This window comes from Actinocrinis sp., assembly GCF_035946395.1.
In the GTDB taxonomy this organism is placed as follows: Bacteria; Actinomycetota; Actinomycetes; order Streptomycetales; family Catenulisporaceae; genus Actinocrinis.
The window spans coordinates 1-21,057 of record NZ_DASYZI010000006.1 but is presented as its reverse complement, the minus strand read 5'-3'; the positions used below and the strand labels follow the sequence as shown (position 1 = coordinate 21,057).

16 protein-coding genes and 1 rRNA gene are annotated in these 21,057 nt (G+C 69.3%); 1 reads left to right on the top strand and 16 read right to left on the bottom strand.

What is annotated here, in order from left to right; genetic code table 11:
• Nucleotides 1-64: 64 nt before the first annotated feature.
• The 15 genes from VGS97_RS00530 to pyrR all read right to left on the bottom strand — a co-directional run bounded on the left by VGS97_RS00530 (nucleotide 65) and on the right by pyrR (nucleotide 19,571).
• Nucleotides 65-2,158, bottom strand: coding sequence for a primosomal protein N' (locus tag VGS97_RS00530; RefSeq protein WP_326851125.1), 2,094 nt, complete (start codon nucleotides 2,156-2,158; stop codon nucleotides 65-67).
• Between the two features lie 139 nt (nucleotides 2,159-2,297).
• On the bottom strand, nucleotides 2,298-3,521 hold the full coding sequence (metK, locus tag VGS97_RS00525) for a methionine adenosyltransferase (protein ID WP_349261918.1): 1,224 nt from the start codon (nucleotides 3,519-3,521) through the stop codon (nucleotides 2,298-2,300).
• 246 nt (nucleotides 3,522-3,767) lie between these two features.
• A complete protein-coding gene (gene coaBC, locus VGS97_RS00520) occupies nucleotides 3,768-5,006 on the bottom strand; it encodes a bifunctional phosphopantothenoylcysteine decarboxylase/phosphopantothenate--cysteine ligase CoaBC (RefSeq protein WP_326851124.1) in 1,239 nt (412 codons plus the stop codon).
• A 34-nt stretch (nucleotides 5,007-5,040) separates the two neighbouring features.
• On the bottom strand, nucleotides 5,041-5,301 hold the full coding sequence (gene rpoZ, locus VGS97_RS00515) for a DNA-directed RNA polymerase subunit omega (protein ID WP_326851123.1): 261 nt from the start codon (nucleotides 5,299-5,301) through the stop codon (nucleotides 5,041-5,043).
• Between the two features lie 57 nt (nucleotides 5,302-5,358).
• Complete coding sequence (gene gmk / locus VGS97_RS00510) at nucleotides 5,359-5,898, bottom strand: guanylate kinase (RefSeq protein ID WP_349261921.1); 540 nt, start codon at nucleotides 5,896-5,898, stop codon at nucleotides 5,359-5,361.
• Nucleotides 5,899-6,202: 304 nt separating this feature from the next.
• The gene (gene mihF, locus VGS97_RS00505) at nucleotides 6,203-6,523 is read right to left on the bottom strand and encodes an integration host factor, actinobacterial type (RefSeq protein WP_211469867.1); all 321 of its coding nucleotides are present in this window, start codon (nucleotides 6,521-6,523) and stop codon (nucleotides 6,203-6,205) included.
• 228 nt (nucleotides 6,524-6,751) lie between these two features.
• The gene (locus tag VGS97_RS00500) at nucleotides 6,752-8,596 is read right to left on the bottom strand and encodes a gamma-glutamyltransferase family protein (RefSeq protein ID WP_326851121.1); all 1,845 of its coding nucleotides are present in this window, start codon (nucleotides 8,594-8,596) and stop codon (nucleotides 6,752-6,754) included.
• Between the two features lie 58 nt (nucleotides 8,597-8,654).
• Nucleotides 8,655-9,968 carry an MFS transporter gene (locus VGS97_RS00495; RefSeq protein WP_326851120.1) on the bottom strand — a complete coding sequence of 438 codons (1,314 nt, stop codon included), beginning with the start codon at nucleotides 9,966-9,968 and terminating at the stop codon, nucleotides 8,655-8,657.
• A 119-nt stretch (nucleotides 9,969-10,087) separates the two neighbouring features.
• Nucleotides 10,088-10,951, bottom strand: coding sequence for an orotidine-5'-phosphate decarboxylase (pyrF, locus tag VGS97_RS00490; RefSeq protein WP_326851119.1), 864 nt, complete (start codon nucleotides 10,949-10,951; stop codon nucleotides 10,088-10,090).
• Nucleotides 10,948-12,171: a quinone-dependent dihydroorotate dehydrogenase gene (locus VGS97_RS00485; RefSeq protein WP_326851118.1), complete on the bottom strand. Its 1,224-nt coding sequence runs from the start codon at nucleotides 12,169-12,171 to the stop codon at nucleotides 10,948-10,950. Before VGS97_RS00485 ends, pyrF begins: the two co-directional genes overlap by 4 nt.
• 17 nt (nucleotides 12,172-12,188) lie before the next feature.
• A complete protein-coding gene (gene carB / locus VGS97_RS00480) occupies nucleotides 12,189-15,551 on the bottom strand; it encodes a carbamoyl-phosphate synthase large subunit (protein WP_326851117.1) in 3,363 nt (1,120 codons plus the stop codon).
• Nucleotides 15,551-16,726 (bottom strand): glutamine-hydrolyzing carbamoyl-phosphate synthase small subunit, encoded by a 1,176-nt coding sequence (carA, locus tag VGS97_RS00475; protein WP_349261920.1) that lies wholly within the window; start codon nucleotides 16,724-16,726, stop codon nucleotides 15,551-15,553. The genes carB and carA overlap by 1 nt, the downstream gene beginning before the upstream one ends.
• A 5-nt stretch (nucleotides 16,727-16,731) precedes the next feature.
• Nucleotides 16,732-18,030: a dihydroorotase gene (locus VGS97_RS00470; RefSeq protein ID WP_326851115.1), complete on the bottom strand. Its 1,299-nt coding sequence runs from the start codon at nucleotides 18,028-18,030 to the stop codon at nucleotides 16,732-16,734.
• Entirely contained in the window at nucleotides 18,027-18,986 is a 960-nt protein-coding gene (locus VGS97_RS00465) for an aspartate carbamoyltransferase catalytic subunit (RefSeq protein ID WP_326851114.1), read from the bottom strand. The genes VGS97_RS00470 and VGS97_RS00465 overlap by 4 nt, the downstream gene beginning before the upstream one ends.
• Before the next feature lie 3 nt (nucleotides 18,987-18,989).
• Nucleotides 18,990-19,571 (bottom strand): bifunctional pyr operon transcriptional regulator/uracil phosphoribosyltransferase PyrR, encoded by a 582-nt coding sequence (pyrR, locus tag VGS97_RS00460; protein WP_326851113.1) that lies wholly within the window; start codon nucleotides 19,569-19,571, stop codon nucleotides 18,990-18,992.
• Nucleotides 19,572-20,066: 495 nt separating this feature from the next.
• Between pyrR and VGS97_RS00455 the strand changes: the two genes are divergently transcribed.
• On the top strand, nucleotides 20,067-20,615 hold the full coding sequence (locus tag VGS97_RS00455; protein WP_326851112.1) for a transcriptional regulator: 549 nt from the start codon (nucleotides 20,067-20,069) through the stop codon (nucleotides 20,613-20,615).
• 313 nt (nucleotides 20,616-20,928) lie between these two features.
• Here VGS97_RS00455 and rrf read toward each other — a convergent pair.
• Nucleotides 20,929-21,045 (bottom strand): 5S ribosomal RNA (gene rrf / locus VGS97_RS00450).
• Between the last annotated feature and the right edge of the window lie 12 nt (nucleotides 21,046-21,057).

The window sequence follows — 21,057 nt, the reverse complement described above, 5'->3', positions numbered from 1 at the left end:
CTCGTTTTCTGCCCCAACCCACCCGCTGCAACGATTCTAGGCCAGGTCGGAGCCAGGGCGTGCCCTAGGCCAAGTCGACAGGGTCGATGCGGATACGCACGTGCACCGGCGCCTTACGCGCGGAGCGGATGCCCTGAGTCGCCGTCAATGCTTCGGCTAGCCGACGCCCGGCGGAGCGCGGGCAGCGAATCAGCACCCGGTGAACCGCCTCACGCAGCTCGCCACCACGAACGTCGCCACTGCCGGGCACCTCGGTGGGGCCGAGGATCTCGGCGCCTTCGGGCAGCGCGAGCACCGCCATGAAGTCGTCGAGAGCCGAATACGGCGCGGTCAGCTCCGCTATCCGCGCGGCCGGCGGATAACCAAGTTCAGCGCGGTCGGCCAGCTCGCGGCGGGCGAAGGCAGCCGGATCCCAGCGCACCAGCGCCTGGACTGGCGCCGCGGCAGACTCGGCGGCGACCGCGACCACGCCGCCTTCTGCGGCCGGGCGCACCAGGGCCGCCACGGCCAGCCAGCGCCGCAGCGCCTGCTCGGCCGCGCGCAGCACGGGCACGCCAAGCAGCAGGTCGCCGTCGAGCAGCACCGCCGCCGCGTAGCCGCCTGGCGCGGTCGGCTCCGCTCCGGGCGTCGCGACGATGAGCGCGGGCTCCGGGCCGACCTCGGTGAGGATCGCGCCGCCTCTGCTCAAGCGCACCGGGACGCCCGTGAACGCCCGGCCGAGTTCCTCCGCGCTGCGGGCCGCTCCGGTGGCGCGGGCGCGGAATCGGTTTGCGCCGCAACGATCGCAGCGCCAGCGCTCGGCGATACGGCCGCACCAACGGCAACGTGCCGAGTCCGCGGCACCGGCCAGCGCGAGCGCGCCGTGGCAGTGTGCGCAGTGCGCGGGTTCGCGGCAGCGGACGCACGCGAGGGCAGGCAGGTACCCGGTGCGCGGCACTTGAACGAGCACCGGGCCGCGTTGCAGGCCGTCCCGGGCAACGCGCCAGGCGAGCGTGGGGATGCGCGCGACGGCTGCGCCGGGGTCACGCCCGCTGTCGCGGTCGGGGTCCACGGTTCGGATCATCGGAGCGTGCTCGCGCACGACGGCACGCGGCGCGGCAACCGGTCTGGCCCAGCGCCTCGCGACCAGTTGCGCCCCCTCCGCGGTCACGGTGTACCCGCCGATCAACGCGGCTGCCCCGGCCTGGTGCGCGCGGATCGTGAGCACCTCACGCACGTGCGGGTAGGGCGCGGCGCGGTCGGCCAGCGAGGAGTCGCCGTCGTCCCAGAGCGCGACCAGACCGAGGTTTGGCAGCGGGGCGAAGACTGCGGCGCGCGTGCCCACGACGCAGCGCACGTCGCCGCGCTTGGCCGCGAGCCAGCGGCCGTAACGCTCCCCTGCGCCGAGATCGGCGGTGAGCGCCACGTGCCGCCCGGGGCCGAGTAGTTCCGTCAGCGCCGCGTCCATCCGGTCCACGTCGCGGCCGTCCGGTACGACGATCAGAGCGCTGCGGTCGCTGTGCAGCGTGGCGTGCACGGCGGCGGCCAGCGCGCGAGCCCAGTCGGGGCCGATCGTGTCGTCCGCCGACGAGGCGCCGCCCGGCAGGGCGGTCCATACCGCGCGTGGAATGCCGCCGTCGGCCAGCGCCGCGAGCAGTTCGGGGCCATGCCAGTAGTACTTCCACGGCTGCGGGTCGTATGCAGGGAGCGGCGCGGTGACCGATTCCCGGCGCGGCGCCTTCTCGGTGCGGGCATGGCGTGGCGGGATCGCCAGCCGCAGCACGTCGGCGACCGTGCCCGCGTAGGCGTCGGCCACCGCGCGAGCGAGCTTGCCGATCTCGGCGGTCAGCACCTGTTCCGGGGAGACGACGCTGTACAGCGGGGCCAGCTTCCCGACGAATTCGGTCTGCTCGGCCCGCTCCCACAGGTAGCCGTCCACGAGCTGCCCGGCGAACCGGACGCGTACTCGCACGCCCGGCTGCGCGTCCTGCGCGAGCTTCGCCGGGACCGTGTAGTCCCACAGCCGGTCGAGGTGCGCAGGCTCGACGTCCACAATGACCCGTGCGACCGGGTCATGTGCCGCGGGCTGCGCTGCCGCCGGGCCTGCGGTCGCGGCCCGCGCCTTGCCTCGTGCGGCCTCGGCGCGGACGAGCGCCATCTGCTCGCCCGGCTGGTTCATCCGTCCTTTGTACCGGACCGGGCCGACAAGCGGAGCGCCGCCGAACGCACTTGACGCGGCGCCAGATCTGACGCCGCGTCAAGCTGGGGGAATAGCTGGGAAGAAGAGAAAATCACACAACCGCAGTCGACGGCCGCAGTCAGCTCACCGTGGACTTGAGCGCCTCGACCCGGGTGGCCTGCTCCCAGGTGAAATCGGGCAGCTCACGGCCGAAGTGCCCATATGCGGCGGTCTGGTTGTAGATCGGGCGCTTGAGGTCCAGGTCCCGGATGATCGCGGCCGGCCGCAGGTCGAAGACCTCGCCGACGGCCTGCTGGATGCGCTGCACCGGCACGGTCTCGGTGCCGAAGGTCTCGACGAACAGACCCACCGGCGCGGCCTTGCCGATCGCGTACGCCACCTGCACCTCGGCGCGCGTCGCCAGGCCGGCGGCGACGATGTTCTTGGCGACCCAGCGCATCGCGTACGCCGCCGAGCGGTCCACCTTCGACGGGTCCTTGCCGGAGAACGCGCCGCCGCCGTGCCTCGCCATTCCGCCGTACGTGTCCACGATGATCTTGCGCCCGGTCAGCCCCGCGTCGCCCATCGGACCGCCGATCTCGAACCGGCCAGTCGGGTTCACCAGCAGCCGGTAGCCCTCGGTGTCGATCTCCAGGCCGCCCGCCGCCAGCTCGGCGAGTACGTGGTCGACCACGTACTCCTTGACGTCCGGCGCCAGCAGCGTGGCCAGGTCGATGTCCGAGGCGTGCTGCGAGGAGACCACCACGGTGTCCAGGCGCACCGGCCGGTCGCCGTCGTACTCGATGGTGACCTGGGTCTTGCCGTCCGGGCGCAGGTAGGCCACGGTGCCGTCCTTGCGCACCTGGGCCAGGCGCTGGGCCAGCCGGTGCGCCAGCGCGATCGGCAGCGGCATCAGCTCGGGAGTGTCGGAGCAGGCGTAGCCGAACATCAGACCCTGGTCGCCGGCACCCTGTAGGTCCAGTTCGTCGGACGCCTCGCCGTCGATCCGCGCCTCGTACGCCGAGTCCACGCCCTGCGCGATGTCCGGAGACTGCGAGCCGATGGAGACCGACACGCCGCAGGACGCCCCGTCGAAGCCCTTCTTCGAGGAGTCGTAGCCGATGTTGAGGATGGTCTCGCGCACGATGGTCGGGATGTCCGCCCAGCCGGTGGTGGTGACCTCGCCGGCGATGTGCACCTGGCCCGTGGTGATCAGCGTCTCGACCGCCACGCGCGAGGCGGCGTCCTCCTTGAGCAGCGCGTCGAGGATCGAGTCGGAGATCTGGTCGGCGATCTTGTCGGGGTGCCCCTCGGTCACGGATTCGGAGGTGAACAAGCGGCGGTCGGTGTCCGGACGGACCACGGGACGACTCCTTCTCGCAGCGGCTGCTGACTGTCTGCCTGTCGACGGGTCCGCCCTCGACGCGACCCGCACATGTGCTCGGATCATTTTATCCACGCATACCAGGCCGACAGGTAGACCTGTCGGAAGAGTTGAAGGTTACACAGTCGCGAGCCGGCGCCAACTGCGAGCTCCCGACTGCGTAGTACCGGTTACACAGTGCCGGTTACAACACAGCGCCGCACAGTGCCGCTTAAAACATTACGGCTAAGACATACGGCGCAATTCGACGACGCGGTCCCACACCGCGTCGGCCAGCGCACGCTTGGAACCCGGCGGCACCGGGGTCTCCACGCCGTCCGCACCGATGATCACACCCTGGGTCACCGGCTGGCCGAAGACCTTGTCCGCGCCGACCTCGTTGGCCACCAGTAGGTCCACGCCGTACGCGGCCACCTTGCGGCGGCCGAGCTCCAGGAACGAGTGGAGCTCGTCGCCGGTCTCCGCGGCGAAGCCCACCACGGTCTGCCCCTCGGCGAGCCGTTCACGGCCGAGCTCCCGCAGCACGTGCGGGTTCTGCACCAGATCGATCACCGGGGCCGAGCGGTCGTCGGACTTCTTGATCTTCGACTCGGCGTAGTGCGCGGGCCGGAAGTCGGCCACGGCGGCGTTCGCGACCACGACCTGCGCCTCGGCCGCCGCGGCACGCATCGCGTCGCGCAGCTCCAGCGCGGTGCCGACCCGGATCACCTTGGCCCCGGCCGGATCCGGCAACGTGACGTTCGCGGCGACCACGGTCACTTCCGCACCACGCGCTACGGCGGCCGAGGCCAGTGCGTAGCCCTGTAGGCCGGACGAGCGGTTTCCGAGGTAGCGCACCGGGTCCAGCGGCTCGCGAGTGCCGCCGGCCGAGACCACCACGCGCAGTCCGGCCAAGTCCTCGGGCAGCGGCCCGCCGCGGCGCAGCACTGCGGCGGCGAATTCGAAGATTTCCACAGGCTCGGGCAGCCGTCCGGCACCGGAGTCGGCTCCAGTGAGCCGGCCCACCGCTGGGTCAAGCACGATCGCGCCGCGGCGGCGGAGGGTGGCGACGTTCTCCCGGGTCGCGGGGTGCTCCCACATCTCGGTGTGCATCGCGGGGCAGAAGACCACCGGGCAGCGGGCGGTGAGCAGCGTACTGGTCAGCAGGTCGTCGGCTAGGCCGTGCGCGGCCCGCGCGATCAGGTCGGCCGTGGCGGGGGCGACGAGCACCAGATCGGCACTCTGCCCGAGGCGCACGTGCGGCACCTCGTGCACGGAGTCCCAGACCTCGGTCGAGACCGAGTGCCCGGAAAGCGCCTCCCACGTAGCGGCGCCGACGAAGCGAAGCGCTGACGCGGTCGGTACGACGCGTACGTCGTGCCCTGACTCGGTGAGGCGCCGCAGCACCTCGCACACCTTGTACGCGGCGATCCCACCGCCGACGCCGAGGACGACGCGGGGCCGAGGCGGGGGTTCAGAGGCCACTTCTCGATCGCTCCCTCGCCCCGTGGCCGCCGGGTCAGGCCTGCTCGATCGGCTCCGCGGTCAGCAGGCCGGCGTTGATCTCGCGCAGGGCGATCGACAGCGGCTTCTCATGCACATGCGTGTCGACCAGCGGGCCGACGTACTCCAGCAGCCCCTCGCCGAGCTGCGAGTAGTAGGCGTTGATCTGCCGGGCGCGCTTGGCCGCGTAGATCACCAGGCTGTACTTGGAGTCGGTTGCCTCAAGCAGCTCGTCGATCGGCGGGTTGATGATGCCCTCGGGCTCACTTACGGACACGAAGGAGGCCTTCCGATCTTGAGAAAAACATGGTTCGAATCGAACACGGCCTGTCGCTCAGGACAGGCCCATTAAGTTTAACAGTTCGCGGGCCACGTCCTCGACGGACGTGTTGACCAGGGTGACGTCGAACTCGGGTTCGGCGGCCAGCTCCACCCGGGCGGCGGCCAGCCGCTGCTCGATCACCTCGGGCGGCTCGGTGCCGCGGCGGGTCAGCCGCCGCACCAACTCATCCCAGCTGGGCGGGGCGAGGAAGACCTGGAGCGCCTCCGGCATCGCGGCGCGTACCTGGCGCGCGCCCTGTAGGTCGATCTCCAGCAACGTCGGCGTGCCCGCGGCCAGCCGGTCCAGGACCGCTTGGCGCGGCGTGCCGTAGTGGTGGCCGGCGAACTGCGCCCATTCGAGCAGTTCGTTGTTGGCCACCAGCTTCTCGAAGGCCACGGGGTCGGTGAAGAAGTAGTGCACCCCGTGGATCTCTCCGGGCCGGGCGTGGCGCGTGGTCACCGAGACCGAGTGCCAGACCTCCGGGTGCGCCGAGCGCAGGTGTGCTACCACGGTGCTCTTGCCCACCCCGGACGGCCCGGACAGGACGGTCAGGCGGCGGGGCGTCGCGACCGCGGTGCGGCGGCGGTCCTCGGACCGCCGGCCGACGGCCTGCGGGAAGGCTGCCGTACTCGCCTTCCCCACGGGCACACGCGCCCCACCTGTGGGGGTCGGCGGCGTCGGCGGGTCATCTTGACCGGAGTGCGTGGGGTTCACGCGCACCGAGGTTACCCCACGACGCCACGCGGGATGGTCCTCCGCGCCGAGAAGGGCAACCAAGCCCCGAAAGCCCTCTCGGCGCGGTCGTGCCAGGAGCGGGCCCGACCGCCGCGCGTCGGTGCGCGGCGCCGGGTGCCTGCTACTTGGCGCCGCCGAACTCGCGCTCGAGGGCCGCGATCTGGTTGGCGCCGAGGCCCCGGACCCGGCGGGTCTCGGAGATCGACAGCCGCTCCATGATCTGCTTCGCCCGGACCTTGCCCACGCCGGGCAGGGACTCGAGCAGCGCCGAGACCTTCATCTTGCCGATTACGTCGTTCTTCTGGCCCTCGCGGACGACCTCGGAGAGTGAAGCCCCCGAGTGCTTGAGCCGGTTCTTGACCTCGGCACGCTCACGCCGGGCCGCGGCCGCCTTCTCGAGTGCTGCCGCGCGCTGTTCGGGAGTGAGGGGCGGAAGAGCCACGCCAATTCACCTCATGACGTCGATGCGGATCGATGGGGTGAGCCTCCCCGCCGTTCGCACGGCCGGTCGGCTCTGTTGTCCGTTGCCGGAACCTAGTCGCTTACAGCTTCAGTGGCAAGGTGACACCCCCGCTGGTCTGCGATAAAACCGGAGCGTACCGGAGTTCGCCGCGGCGCGTGCACGGGATTGCGCTATTCACCGCCGCGGGCGACCCGCCGCGCCCGGCGCTCAGCGGCCCGCGGCGTAGCCCTGCATACCTCGTGGATTGGCCGCAGCGCGCAGGACACCCGTATCAGGATCGCGTGATACAGCGGAGAGTCTACCCAGTGACCAGGGTTCTGATAAAGCTGTATCATGACCGAGTTTTCGCAGCTCATCGATGGTACCTGGCGAAAATCTCGACTCGATCACCAAGGTCAGAGGATCACGTTGTCGCGGTGCGAATGATGAGGGTATTGCGATGCTGTGCCAGGCGGGCGCGTCGATCGCCGCCTGAAGGTCGAGACCGTCGGCGGCCCAGCCGAGAAACAGCAGCAACTGCCACTGATCCTGCTGGTCACCGCCGGGCGTGCCGAAAGCCAACACCGGTTGGCCGTCGCGGGAGGCCAGCGACGGGCTCAAGGTGATCCGCGGTCGCGCGCCAGGAGCCAGTGAAGCGGGCAGGCCGGCCTCCAGCCAGCACATCTGGGCCCGAGTGCCGAGACAAAAGCCCAGTTCAGGGATGGTCGGCGAGGATTGGAGCCAGCCTCCGGAGGGGGTCGCGGAGATCATGTTGCCCCAGCGGTCCACGACGTCGATATGACATGTATCACCTCGGGTCGTGCCGTCCGAGGCCACCAGCGTGTCGCCGATCCGCCGCTCGCCGGATCCGCGGATCCCACCGCGCTCGACCGCCGACATCGAGTCGGAGGATTCGCCTGTTCGGGCCACCGATCGCGGGGAGCTCAGGTAGCCCGGCAGGCGCGGCAGGCGGCCGTCCGGCGCGCCGGGGCGCAGTTCGGCGCTGGCACGCTCGCCGACGAGCGCTGCCCGATCGTGCAGGTATCCCGGCGCCAACAGCCGCCCGATCGGGACATCCGGGCGATCGCCGTACCACGCCTCGCGGTCGGCGAAGGCGAGCTTCGCCACCTCGGTCACCCGGTGCACGCGCGCGGCCGAGCCCGGCGGCGGCAACTCGCCAAGGGCGTCGAGCATCCCGAGCTGCTGGAGCAGCACCGGACCCTGCGTCCACGGCCCGGCCTTGTGCACGGTCAGGCCACGCCAGGGCAGACTCACGGTCGGCTCATAGCCGGGCCGCCAGCCGTCCATGTCGGCAGCCGTGAGCAGGCCGCGATGCAGACGTCCGGTCTCGTCACGCACCGCTTCGCGGCAGAACCGTTCGACGGCCTCCGCGACGAAACCGGAGTACCAGGCCCGCAACGCCGCGTCGAGCTGCACCTCGCGCCGGGGACCGGCCGCCTCGGCCTCGGCGAGCAGGCGACCGTACGTGTCGGCGAGCACGGGCAGCCGGAACAGGACGCCGGGCTGCGGTACTCGCCCACCGGGAAGCCACTGCGCCGCCGAAGTCGGCCAGTTTTCGCCGAAGTACTCCGCGACAGTACCGATCGTGTTCACGACGCCTGGAGCGAGCGGGTGGCCTGCCGCGGCGTATCCCAGGGCGTAGTCGAGGACGTCGCGCAGGTGAAACGTGCCGTGATCGCGCAGCAGCGTCAGCCACGCGCCGACGGCTCCGGGCACGGTAGCCGGCAGCAAGCCTGTGCCAGGGATCAGGTCGAGGCCGAGGTCGCCGAAGTGTTCGATGGTCGCGGCGGCGGGCACGGGCCCCTGGCCGGCCAGCACACGGGGTATCGGGTCGGCGGCCGTGGCGAAGATCATCGGAACTTCGCCGCCGGGCCCGTTCAGGTGCGGCTCGACGATATGCAGGGTGAGCGCGGCGGCCGTCGCGGCATCGAAGGCGTTGCCCCCGCGTTCGAGCACGGACATCCCGGCCGCGGTCGCCAGGTAGTGGGTGGAGGCGATCATGCCGAAGGTTCCGCGCAGTTCGGGGCGCGTGGTGAAGGTCGGCTGGGTCATAGCCGCACCCTAGAGGGTGCTTGAGGAGTGGCCCCCTTTCCCGACGACTCCGCCGACGTCACTCGTCGAGCAGGTGTACCGCCTTGGCGAGCGTGGACCACAGCGCCAGGCAGACGAAGGCGCCGGAGAGCACGAGCATCGCGGTCGGCACGCCGAAGTTGTCGGCCAGCACTCCCGCGGTGACCGGCGCGGTCCACAGCAGTCCTGAGGTGCCGAAGCTCAGCGCCGAGGAGACCCGGCCCATCAGCGTGTCCGGGACGATGCGCAGCTGGTAGCTCTCCAGCAACACGGTCAGCGGCACGACGAGCAGCACCAGAAACGCGGCGACCGCGCCGATCTCCCAGGGCTGCGGCGCCGCGGCAATGCCGACGGTGGCCACCACGATCGTCCAAGATGTGATCAGCACCATGGTGCGTGAACGCACCCGCTTGAGCAGCAGGGGCGCGATCAGTGCCCCTGCGAGGCCGCCGACGGCCGCCAGCGCGGTCACCACGCCGATCGTGGTCGGTCCGCCGCCGCGCTCCTTGATCAGCGCGATCACCAGCAGCACGATGCCGCCGAGCAGCGCGCTGGTCAGCGCCGACCACACGATGATGAAGCGTAGGTAGACGCTGGTGCGGATGTACGCGAAGCCCTCCCGCATGCTGGCCACGGTCGAGGTGTGCGCGGCCCGGTCCGCGGCGTCGGGGCCGAGCGGCTGCCGGATCATCCCCACGCCGAGGGCGCTGACCAGGAAGGAGACCGCGTCGCCGAGAAAGGGGATCCACCGGGCGATGGTGAACAGCGCGCCGCCGAGCGGCGGCCCGGCCAGCCGCGAGATCATCTCCCGGCCCTGCTTCGAGGCGGACAGCGCCTGGAACTGCTCGGCCGGCACGATCCGCTTGAGCACCGGGGTCATCGACGCGCCGCCGATCCCGTTGCACATGCCCTGTACCAGCGCGACCGCGCCGATGTGCACGACGTTCACGTAGTTCTCAGCGACCGCGACTGCGACCGAGGTGACCGCAGCGAACTGGACGAAGTCGGCCCCGACGGTGAGCCGGCGGCGCGAGTAGCGGTCGGCGAGGGCGCCGCCGAGCAGCGTGGTGGACAGGCCGCCGATGTTCAGGCAGGCGCCGACGACGCCGGCCCGCGCGACCGATCCGGTGCTGTAGAGCATGAGCAGCGGATAGGCCAGCTGCGACATCGCGGAGCCGAGCGAGGAGACCAGCGAGCTGATCCACCAGCCCGCGTAGTCCCGGTTACGCCAGAGCGGCAGCACGCCGCGCATCTGCCCGGCTATGCCGGCGCCGTCCCCTTCGGCGGCAGTCGCGCGCTCACCGGCCGTCGTGTTCTCGTCGGCTTCGGCGTCCTCGACCTTGCGTCCGTTCAACGCGTGATCCTGGGCACGGTCACGGTCGTACCAGGCGCTCCGGATAGTGCTGCATACTTCGAGTTTATGAGGCGCCGACGTTCGGCGTCCCGTCGCGCACTGGGTCGCGAATCAAGACGTCAGTAACCCAACGCGACCTGGCACTCGTCAATTGAGCGCGCCACTGCCTCACGCAGCGCACTCACGTCGGGTCCGTGCCGCAGGAGCTCGCGCGCCGTCGCGGGCACGACGTTGCGTAGGGCGCCGCCGAAGACGACGCGCAGGTCGTCCGGCGTCGCCCCTTGGGCGCCGAGGCCGGGGGCGAGCAGCGGGCCGTTGAGGGTCGCGAGGTCGAACGGGATATCGGTCACGGTCGCGCCGATGACCGCGCCGATGCTGCCGAGCACTTCGGCGCCTGCGTTACGACGCGCCGCCGCCGCGAGGATCGCCGCGCCCACGGTCACACCGCCCGGATCGTCCGGAATGAGCGCTCGCTGGACCGAGGCGCCTTCGGGATTCGACGTGAAGGCGAGCACGAACACGCCCGCGCCGTTCTTCTCGGCGGTCGCGTAAAGCGGTTCGAGCGAGTCGTAGCCGAGGTAGGGCGACGCGGTCACCGCGTCGGAGAACAGCGGCGAGGAGACGTCCAGGTACGCCTGTGCGTACGCCTCGACGGTCGAGCCGATATCACCACGCTTGGCATCGAGGATGACCAGCGCCCCGGCCGCTCGTGCATCGGCGATCGTGCGCTCCAGCACGGCGATGCCGCGCGAGCCGAAGCGCTCGAAGAAGGCCGACTGCGGCTTGAGCACCGCGACGCGATCGGCCAATGCCTCGACGACGGTCCCGGCGAACCGTTCCAGTCCTGCGACGTCGTCGCTCAGGCCCCACGCCGCCAACAGCGCACTGTGCGGGTCGACACCCGCGCAAAGCGGGCCTCGGGCATCCAGCGCGGCACGTAGCCGCGCCCCGAACGACGCGGATGGCACAGTCGTGTCCCTCATCGGCTCTGCCTCTCCCCTCGGCGACTCTGGATACCGCGTTCCTGGATGCCGCGCCCCTGAATACCACGGTGAACGCGGCGAGCCCAGAACGGCCCTTCGTAGATGAATCCGGTGTAGCCCTGCAACAGCGTCGCCCCAGCCTCTAGCCGCTCAATGGCGTCTTCGGGGCCGCTGATTCCGCCGACTCCGATGATCGTCATATCGTCGCCAACCCGGGCACGCAGCCGCCGCAGCACATCCAACGCACGTTCCCGCAGTACCGGCCCGGACAGGCCACCCGCACCGAGCGCCGAGACCTGTTCGGCCGACGTGGTCAGGCCGTCACGGCGGATCGTGGTGTTGGTTGCCACGATCCCGTCAAGGCCGATCTCCACGGCCAGGTCCGCGACCGCGTCGATGTCCTGGTCGGCGAGGTCCGGCGCGATCTTCACCAGTAGCGGGACGTGCCGTGCGGCCGCCAAGTCAGCGGCCGCACGCACGGCGAGCAGCAGCGGCCGGAGGACATCGACGGCCTGCAAGTCGCGCAGTCCGGGCGTATTGGGCGAGGAGACGTTGACCACGAGGTAGTCGGCCAGCGGTGCGAGCAGGCGCGCAGAGGCCGTATAGTCGTCGATCGCCTCGCCCTCGGGCACGACCTTGGTCTTGCCAAGGTTGACTCCGACGATCACCGTCCCGCCGCCACTCCCCACGACGGCGCTGCTCCCCGCGCCGCTTCCCTCGCCGCTTCCCTCGCTCTGGGCGCCTTCCCCACTTGCCTCGCCGCGCCCTTCACCTCGACCTCGACCATCGCCACGTCGCCGCTGCCGCTCCCGCCAGAGCCGCAGCCGCTGCGCCACCGCCTCCGCACCGTCGTTGTTGAATCCCATCCGGTTGATCAACGCTCGGTCTCCGGGCAGCCTGAACAGCCGCGGCACCGGATTACCCGGCTGCGGCCTCGCCGTGACCGTGCCGACCTCGACGAACGCGAAGCCGAGAGCCGCCAAGCCGTCGATGCCCACCGCGTTCTTGTCGAACCCGGCCGCCAGGCCGAACGGCCCAGGGAACTCCAACCCCAGCGCGTTAACCCGCAGCGCCATGTCGCGCGGCCCGAGGTAAGCCCGTAGCGCCCGCGCCGCACCGGGCACGGCGGCGACGGCCCGGATCGCGCCGAACCCGAGCCTGTGCGCGCGTTCCGCGTCCATACGCCGGAAGAACGCCGCGAACAGCAACCGATAGAGCATCAGAGCATCGGCCGCCTCTAGCCCACCGCGCTGGGCAGAGTCGCAGCCTGCGAAGATGAATCCTGCGACGTGGCGACACCCTCTGACCGCGCACGCGATGCGTTAAGCCGTGTCGCGTGCTCCTGAAGCGATCCAACGCCGACAGCGCCGCGCCGCAGCGCTTCGATGCCCTGCACTGCCGCGCCAAGCCCTTGGATCGTCGTGATGCACGGTTTGCCCATCGCGACAGCGGCTGTGCGGATCTCGTAGCCGTCGAGGCGCGGGCCGACGCCGTGCGGCGTGTTGACGATGATGTCGACTTCCCCGGCCATGATCCGTTGCACAACGGTCGGCTCGCCGTGCGGTCCCTCGCCCTGTGAGTGCTTGCGCACGATGGTCGCACTGACTCCGTTGCGGCGCAGCACCTCCGCAGTGCCCTCGGTGGCCAGGATCTCGAAGCCGAAATCAGCCAGCGCCTTCACGGGGAAGATCATGGCGCGCTTGTCCCGGTTGGCGACGGACACGAAAGCACGACCGCTGGTCGGGAACGGCCCGTAGGCCGCGGACTGCGACTTGGCGAACGCGGTGCCGAAATCCGCGTCGATGCCCATGACCTCGCCGGTGGACTTCATCTCCGGGCCGAGCAACACGTCCACGCCACGGCCGTCGGGCATCCGGAACCGGGACCACGGCATCACAGCCTCCTTGACCGCGATCGGCGCGTCGTAAGGCAGTCGACCGCCGTCACCGCTCGCGGGCAGCAGGCCCTCGGCACGCAACTCAGCGATCGTCGCGCCAAGGCTGACCCGGGCCGCGGCCTTGGCCAGCGGCACCGCCGTCGCCTTTGAGACGAAGGGCACGGTCCTCGACGCGCGCGGGTTGGCTTCGAGCACGTACAGGATGTCCCCGGCGAGTGCGAACTGGATGTTGATCAGCCCTCGCACGCCCACGCCCCTTGCGATGGCCTTGGTGGACTCGCGCAGCCGCTCGACGTCGTGCCCGCCGAGGGTGATCGGCGGTAGCGCACATGCCGAGTCACCCGAGTGAATTCCAGCCTCCTCGATGTGCTCCATCACCCCGCCGAGGTAAAGCTCGTCGCCGTCGTAGAGCGCATCGACGTCGATCTCGATCGCGTCGTCGAGGAACCGGTCGACCAGCACCGGATGCTCGGAGATCAGCCCGGCGTGCCGTTCGAGGTACTCGGCCAGCGACCGCTCGTCGTACACGATCTCCATCCCGCGCCCACCGAGCACGTACGAGGGACGCACCAGCACCGGGTAGCCGATCTCGTCCGCGATGGCCTTCGCCTCGGGGTAGGAGAACGCCGTACCGTGCTTCGGCGCGGGCAGCCCGGCCTCGGCCAGCACCCGGCCGAACGCGCCACGCTCCTCGGCCAGGTGGATCGCCTCGGGGCTGGTGCCCACGACCGGCGCGCCGGCGTCCTTGAGCCGCTGCGCCAGCCCCAGCGGGGTCTGCCCGCCGAGTTGGACCAGCACACCGGCCAGCGGGCCGGCCTGCCGTTCGGCGTGCACCACCTCAAGCACGTCCTCAAGCGTGAGCGGCTCGAAGTACAGCCGATCGGAGGTGTCGTAGTCGGTGGACACCGTCTCCGGGTTGCAGTTGACCATCACGGTCTCGTAGCCGGCCTCGCGCAGCGCGAACGACGCGTGTACGCAGGAGTAGTCGAACTCGACGCCCTGCCCGATTCGGTTCGGGCCCGAGCCCAGGATGATGACCGCCGGTTTCACCCGCGCCGCCACCTCTGTCTCCTCGTCGTAGGACGAGTAGTGATACGGCGTGCTCGCCGCGAACTCCGCCGCACACGTATCGACCGTCTTGTAGACCGGCCGCACACCCAACGCATGCCGCACCGCACGCACCACCGGCTCGTCCAGTGAGCGGATCTGGCCGATCTGCGCGTCGGAGAAGCCGTACCGCTTGGCCCGGCGCAGCAGACCCGGCGTCAGCTCCGCGGCAGCGCCGAGTCCCCGGGCCATCTCCTCGATCAACGCCATCTGATCAAGGAACCAGGGATCGATCCCGGTGGTCCGATACAACTCCTCGACACTCGCCCCGGCCCGCAGCGCCGCCATCACGACGTTGATCCGGCCGTCCGTGGGCACCGCGGCCGACGCGAGCAGCCGCTCCTTGTCCCCGACCTCGGCGCCGAAGTCGAACTGCGCGTCCTTCTTCTCCAGCGAGCGCAGCGCCTTCTGTAGCGCCTCGGGGAAGTTGCGGCCGATCGCCATGGCCTCGCCGACCGACTTCATCGTGGTGGTCAGCCTGGCATCCGCGTGCGGGAACTTCTCGAAGGCGAAACGCGGCACCTTCACCACGACGTAGTCGAGCGTGGGCTCGAACGACGCCGGGGTCTGCCGGGTGATGTCGTTCGGGATCTCGTCCAGGGTGTAGCCGACGGCCAGCTTCGCCGCGATCTTCGCGATCGGGAACCCGGTCGCCTTCGACGCCAGCGCCGACGACCGCGAGACCCGCGGGTTCATCTCGACCACGATGATCCGGCCGTTGTCCGGGTCGACCGCGAACTGGATGTTGCAGCCTCCGGTGTCGACGCCCACCGCCCGGATCGCCGCGATGCCGATGTCCCGCAGCCGCTGATACTCCCGGTCGGTCAGCGTCATCGCCGGCGCCACCGTGATCGAGTCGCCGGTGTGCACGCCCATCGGGTCGAGGTTCTCGATCGAGCAGACCACCACGACGTTGTCGTTGCGGTCCCGCATGAGTTCGAGCTCGAACTCCTTCCACCCGAGGACGGACTCCTCCAGCAGCACCTCGGTGGTCGGCGAGAGCTGCAACCCGGTCCCGGCGATCCGCCGCAGTTCCTCCTCGTCGTGCGCGAACCCGGAGCCGGCGCCGCCCATGGTGAACGAGGGGCGCACCACCACCGGGTACCCGCCCAGCGCCTCGACCCCGGCCAGGCATTCCTCCATCGAACGGCAGATCACCGACCGCGCGGACTCGGCGCCGATCGAGTCGACGATTGCCTTGAACCGCTCGCGATCCTCCCCCGCCCGGATCGCCTCGATGTCCGCGCCGATCAGTTCCACGCCGTACTTCTCCAGCACGCCGCTCTCGGCCAGCGCGACCGCCATGTTCAGCGCGGTCTGCCCGCCGAGGGTCGGCAGCAGCGCGTCCGGCCGCTCCTTCGCGATGATCTTCTCGACATACTCCGGAGTGATCGGCTCCACATAGGTGGCGTCGGCGAACTCCGGATCCGTCATGATCGTCGCCGGGTTCGAGTTCACCAAGACCACGCGTAGCCCCTCGGCCCGCAGCACCCGGCACGCCTGCGTCCCCGAGTAGTCGAACTCGCAGGCCTGGCCGATCACGATCGGCCCGGACCCGATCACCAGGACCGAGCTGAGGTCTTCCCGTCTAGGCATCAGGCCCCGCCCTCCCGTGTCTCGCTCTTACTCGCCTGCATAAGGTTCACGAACCGATCGAACAGGTATGCCGCATCGTGCGGACCGGCCGCCGCCTCCGGGTGGTACTGCACGGAGAACGCTGGAACGTCCAGGCACCGCAGCCCCTCCACCACCGCGTCGTTCAGGCATACATGGCTCACCTCTACGCGTCCGAACGGCGTGTCGGACACCCGGTCCAGCGGAGCGTCCACCGCGAACCCGTGGTTGTGCGCGGTCACCTCGACCTTGCCGGTCAGCCGGTCCTGCACCGGCTGGTTGATGCCGCGGTGCCCGTACTTGAGCTTGTACGTACCGAAGCCGAGAGCGCGGCCGAGCATCTGGTTGCCGTAACAGATCCCGAACACCGGCACCCGCCGCTCCAGCAGCCTGCGGGTCAGCTCGACCTCAGCGTCCGCAGTGGCCGGATCGCCCGGACCGTTGGAGAAGAACACTCCGTCCGGCCCGACCGCCAACACCTCTTCCAGCGACGACCCCGCAGGCAGCACGTGCGTCTCGATCCCGCGCTGCGCCATCCGATACGGCGTCATCGCCTTGATCCCCAAATCGATCGCCGCGACGGTGAAGCGCCGCTCGCCGATAGCCGGCACGACATACGGCTCACGTGTCGTCACGTCCGCCGACAGACTGGCACCCTCCATCTGCGGGCTCTCCAGCACCTCCGCCAGCAATGTGCCCGTGTCCTTCTGCGCGGCCGCCCCGGAGAAGATCCCGACTCGCATCGCACCGCGCTCGCGCAGGTGCCGCGTCAGCGCCCTCGTGTCGATACCGCTGATACCCACCACGCCCTGCGCAACAAGTTCCTCGTCCAGCGATCGCGTTGCCCGCCAATTCGACACCCGCCGCGCCGGGTCACGCACCACGTATCCGCTGACCCACATCCGCGCCGACTCGGAGTCTTCGTCGTTCACTCCCGTGTTCCCAATGTGCGGGGCGGTCATCACGACAACCTGTCCCCGATACGACGGGTCGGTCAGCGTCTCCTGATAACCCGTCATCCCGGTCGCGAAGACGGCCTCGCCGAAAGTCGCACCGACGGCGCCGTAGGCCTCGCCGCGAAACACACGGCCGTCTTCCAGCACCAGAACGGCTTCGGCGCCAGCCGACTGTGTGAACTGCGTGACAGACCTGCTCACCACGCTCACCGCTCCACCACCTTTCCGTCCAGTACTGTCGCCACGCCGTGCAGCAGGGTCGCGATGACCGCGCCCGGCAGCTTCATCCCGGCGAAGGGCGTGTTGCGCGACCGCGACTGTGACGCCGCCGGCTCGATCACCCGCGAGGCCGTCGGGTCGACGAGCACCACGTTCGCCGACGTCCCGACCTCGAACAGCCGCCCGTGGTCGGCCAGCTCGCCGATCCGGGCCGGCCGCACCGACATCCGGTCCGCGACGGCGGCCCAGTCAAGCAGCCCCGTATCCACCATTGTGGATTGCACCACTGACAAAGCCGTTTCCAGCCCGAGCATCCCCATCGCGGCGACCGCCCACTCGCAGTCCTTGGCCTCGACCGGGTGCGGCGCGTGATCGGTCGCGACCACGTCGATCGTGCCGTCCACCAGTCCCGCACGCACCGCCTGGACGTCGGCGGCGGACCGCAGCGGCGGATTCACCTTGTAGACCGGGTCGTAGCCGCGGATCAGTTCCTCGGTCAGCATCAGGTGATGCGGCGTCACCTCCGCGGTGACCGGGTATCCGCGTGACTTCGCCCATCGCACGATCTCCACTGATCCCGCTGTCGACAAGTGGCAGATGTGCAAGCGCGAACCTGTGTGCGCGGCCAGCAGTACATCACGGGCGATGATCGCCTCTTCCGCGACCGCAGGCCAACCCTGCAAACCCAGGATCCCCGACAGCTCGCCCTCGCTCATCTGCGCGCCTTCGGTCAGCCGCGGTTCCTGCGCGTGCTGTGCGATAACGCCTCCGAACGCCTTCACGTACTCCAGTGCCCTACGCATCAACGCCGCGTCTGACACGCAGTGCCCGTCATCCGAGAACACCCGCACGTGCGCCGCCGAGTCCGCCATTGTGCCCAGCTCGGCCAGCCGCTCCCCCTGGAGACCGGCCGTGACCGCGCCCACGGGTCGCACGTCGCAATATCCGGCCTCACGCCCTAGCCGCCACACCTGCTCAACCACACCGGCGGTATCGGCGACCGGATCGGTGTTAGCCATCGCGTGCACAGCCGTGAATCCGCCAGCAGCCGCAGCCCGCGTGCCCGTGAGCACAGTCTCCGCGTCCTCACGCCCGGGCTCACGTAGGTGCGTGTGGAGATCGACCAGCCCCGGAAGCGCGACGAGCCCGGCCGCGTCGATGACTCGCGCCCCTCGTGGTGCCCCATCAGCCCAAATTCCACCACTCACATACAAGTCCCGGGCCTCATCCCCGAGCACCTGCGCGCCCCGAATCACGTAATCAATACCGCTATCCACAGTGCTCATCGCGCCGCGCCTTCCTCATCGCTCCCAATCGCGGACTCAGCGCCGCCAAGCAGCAGGTAAAGCACCGCCATCCGCACCGACACGCCGTTGGCGACCTGCTCTGTGATGGTCGAGCGCACAGAATCCGCAACCTCCGCGGAGATCTCCAATCCACGATTCATCGGCCCCGGATGCATGACCACCGCGTGCTCCGGCAGCATCGCCATTCGACCGGCGTGCATCCCGTACCGCCGGCTGTACTCGCGCTCGGTCGGGAAGAAGGCTTGATTCATCCTCTCTCTCTGCACACGCAGCATCATCACTGCGTCAACCTTCGGGAGTACGGAATCCAGCTCATATGACGAAGTACACGGCCAGCCTTCGACACCCAGCGGCAGCAGCGTCGGTGGTCCCACCAACGCCACTTCCGCCCCCAGCGTCGCCAGCAGATGCACATTCGACCGCGCGACGCGGCTGTGCAACACGTCCCCCACGATCGCGATACGCCGTCCCGCTACTCCCCCCAACCGCTGGCGCAGCGTGAAGGCGTCGAGCAGGGCCTGCGTGGGATGCTCGTGCGTCCCGTCTCCCGCGTTGATCACCGAGCTGCGAATCCACCCCGCGTTCGCCAACCGATTGGCGCCCCCCGACGCCCAGTGCCGCACGACCACCGCGTCAGCGCCCATAGCCTCAAGCGTCAGCGCGGTGTCCTTGAGCGATTCGCCCTTGGAGACGCTCGAACCCTTCGCCGAGAAGTTGATCACATCGGCGCTCAGGCGCTTCGCCGCCGTCTCGAACGAGATCCGCGTCCGCGTCGAATCCTCAAAGAACAGGTTCACCACGGTGCGTCCACGCAGCGTAGGCAGCTTTTTGATCCCCTGCCCGGCGACCCGTGCGAGTTCCTCGGCCGTGTCCAGGATCAGATTGGCATCGTCCATCGACAGATCGGCCGTGGACAGCAAATGGCGACTGCCCATCGCTCACGCTTCCTTTACCCCGAGCAGAACGCAGTCGCGTTCATCCGTCTCGTTCAGGTGCACCTCGACGGCCTCACGCAGCGACGTCGGCAGGTTCTTGCCTACGTAATCGGCCCGGATCGGCAGCTCACGGTGGCCCCGGTCCACCAGCACCGCCAATTGAATGGCCCGCGGCCGGCCCAGGTCGTTCAGCGCGTCGAGCGCCGCCCGCACGGTGCGGCCCGAGAACAAGACATCATCAACGAGAATGACGAGCCGCCCGTCGATCCCGACCGAGGGGATCTCGGTCTTGCCGAGGGCCCGCGCAGGCTTCATCCGCAAGTCGTCGCGGTACATCGTCACGTCGAGCGTGCCCACCGGCACGGAGCGTTCCTCGAATCGGGCGATACGCTCACCAAGCCGTCGGCCGAGCACGGCGCCGCGGGTGGGGATCCCGAGCAGGACGGCGTCCTCGCCCCCGCCAGTGCGTTCGAGGATTTCGTGAGCTATCCGAGTGAGCGCTCGGTCGATCGCGGTGGCGTCGAGTACGGCCCGCGCAGCTGCCGGATCGAGACCCGAAGACCGAGTGCCGGATTGTATGGTCATGCCGAGGCAGACCCCCTTCCCTGTCTCACGGGACAGGACTTAAAGGACGTCGAGATCGCGCCTGGACTGCGTCGCGATCACGGCAACCCTACCAGGCGGTGTTGCGTCAACACTTCGTCAAAGACTCTTACGGATTCCGTCAAGTCGACTTGGAGATCGTTAAACCTCTCCAGCGCACACGAGTTTTCGCGCGCCGGTCGCTGACCAGGAAGCATGTATCCGGCCGCATTCACCCGCTGTAGATCACCGCAGAACATGACATAGGGTGGGAGCAGTCACAGTTCGGTTATCCGGTGAGCGACTGCCTTGACGGCCCTAGGTTACTCTGCGTAACATCTCTCAAGGTCGCCGCCACGGGCGACCGAACCCGCTGACGTTGGATGACCAGGGCGAACTGCCGGTACTCGCACACTGATGCGCAGTCAGGCGGGCGCGAACCAGACCCGTCCGGTTGCCGGCTGTCACGACCGAAGCAGTTTTCGATGGGGAGAGCATATGTCCACTGAGTACGCCAAGGCCCTGGGTTCGCGGCTTCGCGCGATCCGCACCCAGCAGGGGTTGTCGCTGCACGGGGTCGAGCAGAAGTCCCAGGGACGCTGGAAGGCTGTCGTGGTGGGCTCGTACGAGCGCGGTGACCGCGCGGTCACCGTGCAGCGCCTGGCCGAGCTGGCGCACTTCTACGGCGTGCCGGTGCACGAGCTGCTCCCCGGCGGCACCCCCAACGCCGCAGCGGAGCTCCCCCCGAAGCTGATCCTCAACCTTGAGGTCCTCCAGAACCTCGGCGAGGACAAGGCCGCCCCCCTCATGCGCTACGTCGCCGCGATCCAGAGCCAGCGCGGCGACTACAACGGCCGCGTCCTGTCGATCCGCCAAGACGACCTGCGCACCCTCTCGGTCATCTTCGACCTCCAGCCGTCGGTGTTGGTCGACCAGCTCATCGAATGGGGTGTGCTGGACGCCGACGCTCGTCGTGCTATCGACTTCGAAGGCGACTTCTCCGATGAGGGAGAAATCGAGGAAGACGAAGACCTCGAAGAGGAGTGATCCCCGTCGCTGCCAGGCCGGGCAGTAGCGACTCATAACAAAAGGTGCTGGTGACTCACTGATCATCGAGTCACCAGCACCTTACTTATTCGCGCACCAGTTCATGCAAGCCCATCGCTCACTGGCCCACTTGCCCGCCGCCGGGCGGTTCGCATTACCTGGCTGGCGGCCGCTGGCCGTCTTTAACTAACGTCAACGAAGGCCTCAAAGTGAAATCGCCTGGGGGTTCCTGTCTTCGCGTTGCAACGTGGTTCCCTAAAAAAGCATAGGAGCCGGACCCAATGTTTGGGTTCGGCTCCTATGCTTTGTGGTGGTGCGGCGGTGTCCTGCTCTCCCGCCGGGTGGCCCCGGCAGTACCCTCGGCGCTGGTGGGCTTAGCTTCCGGGTTCGGAATGGGTCCGGGCGTTTCCCCGCCGCCATGGCCGCCGCAACAACTGTGACA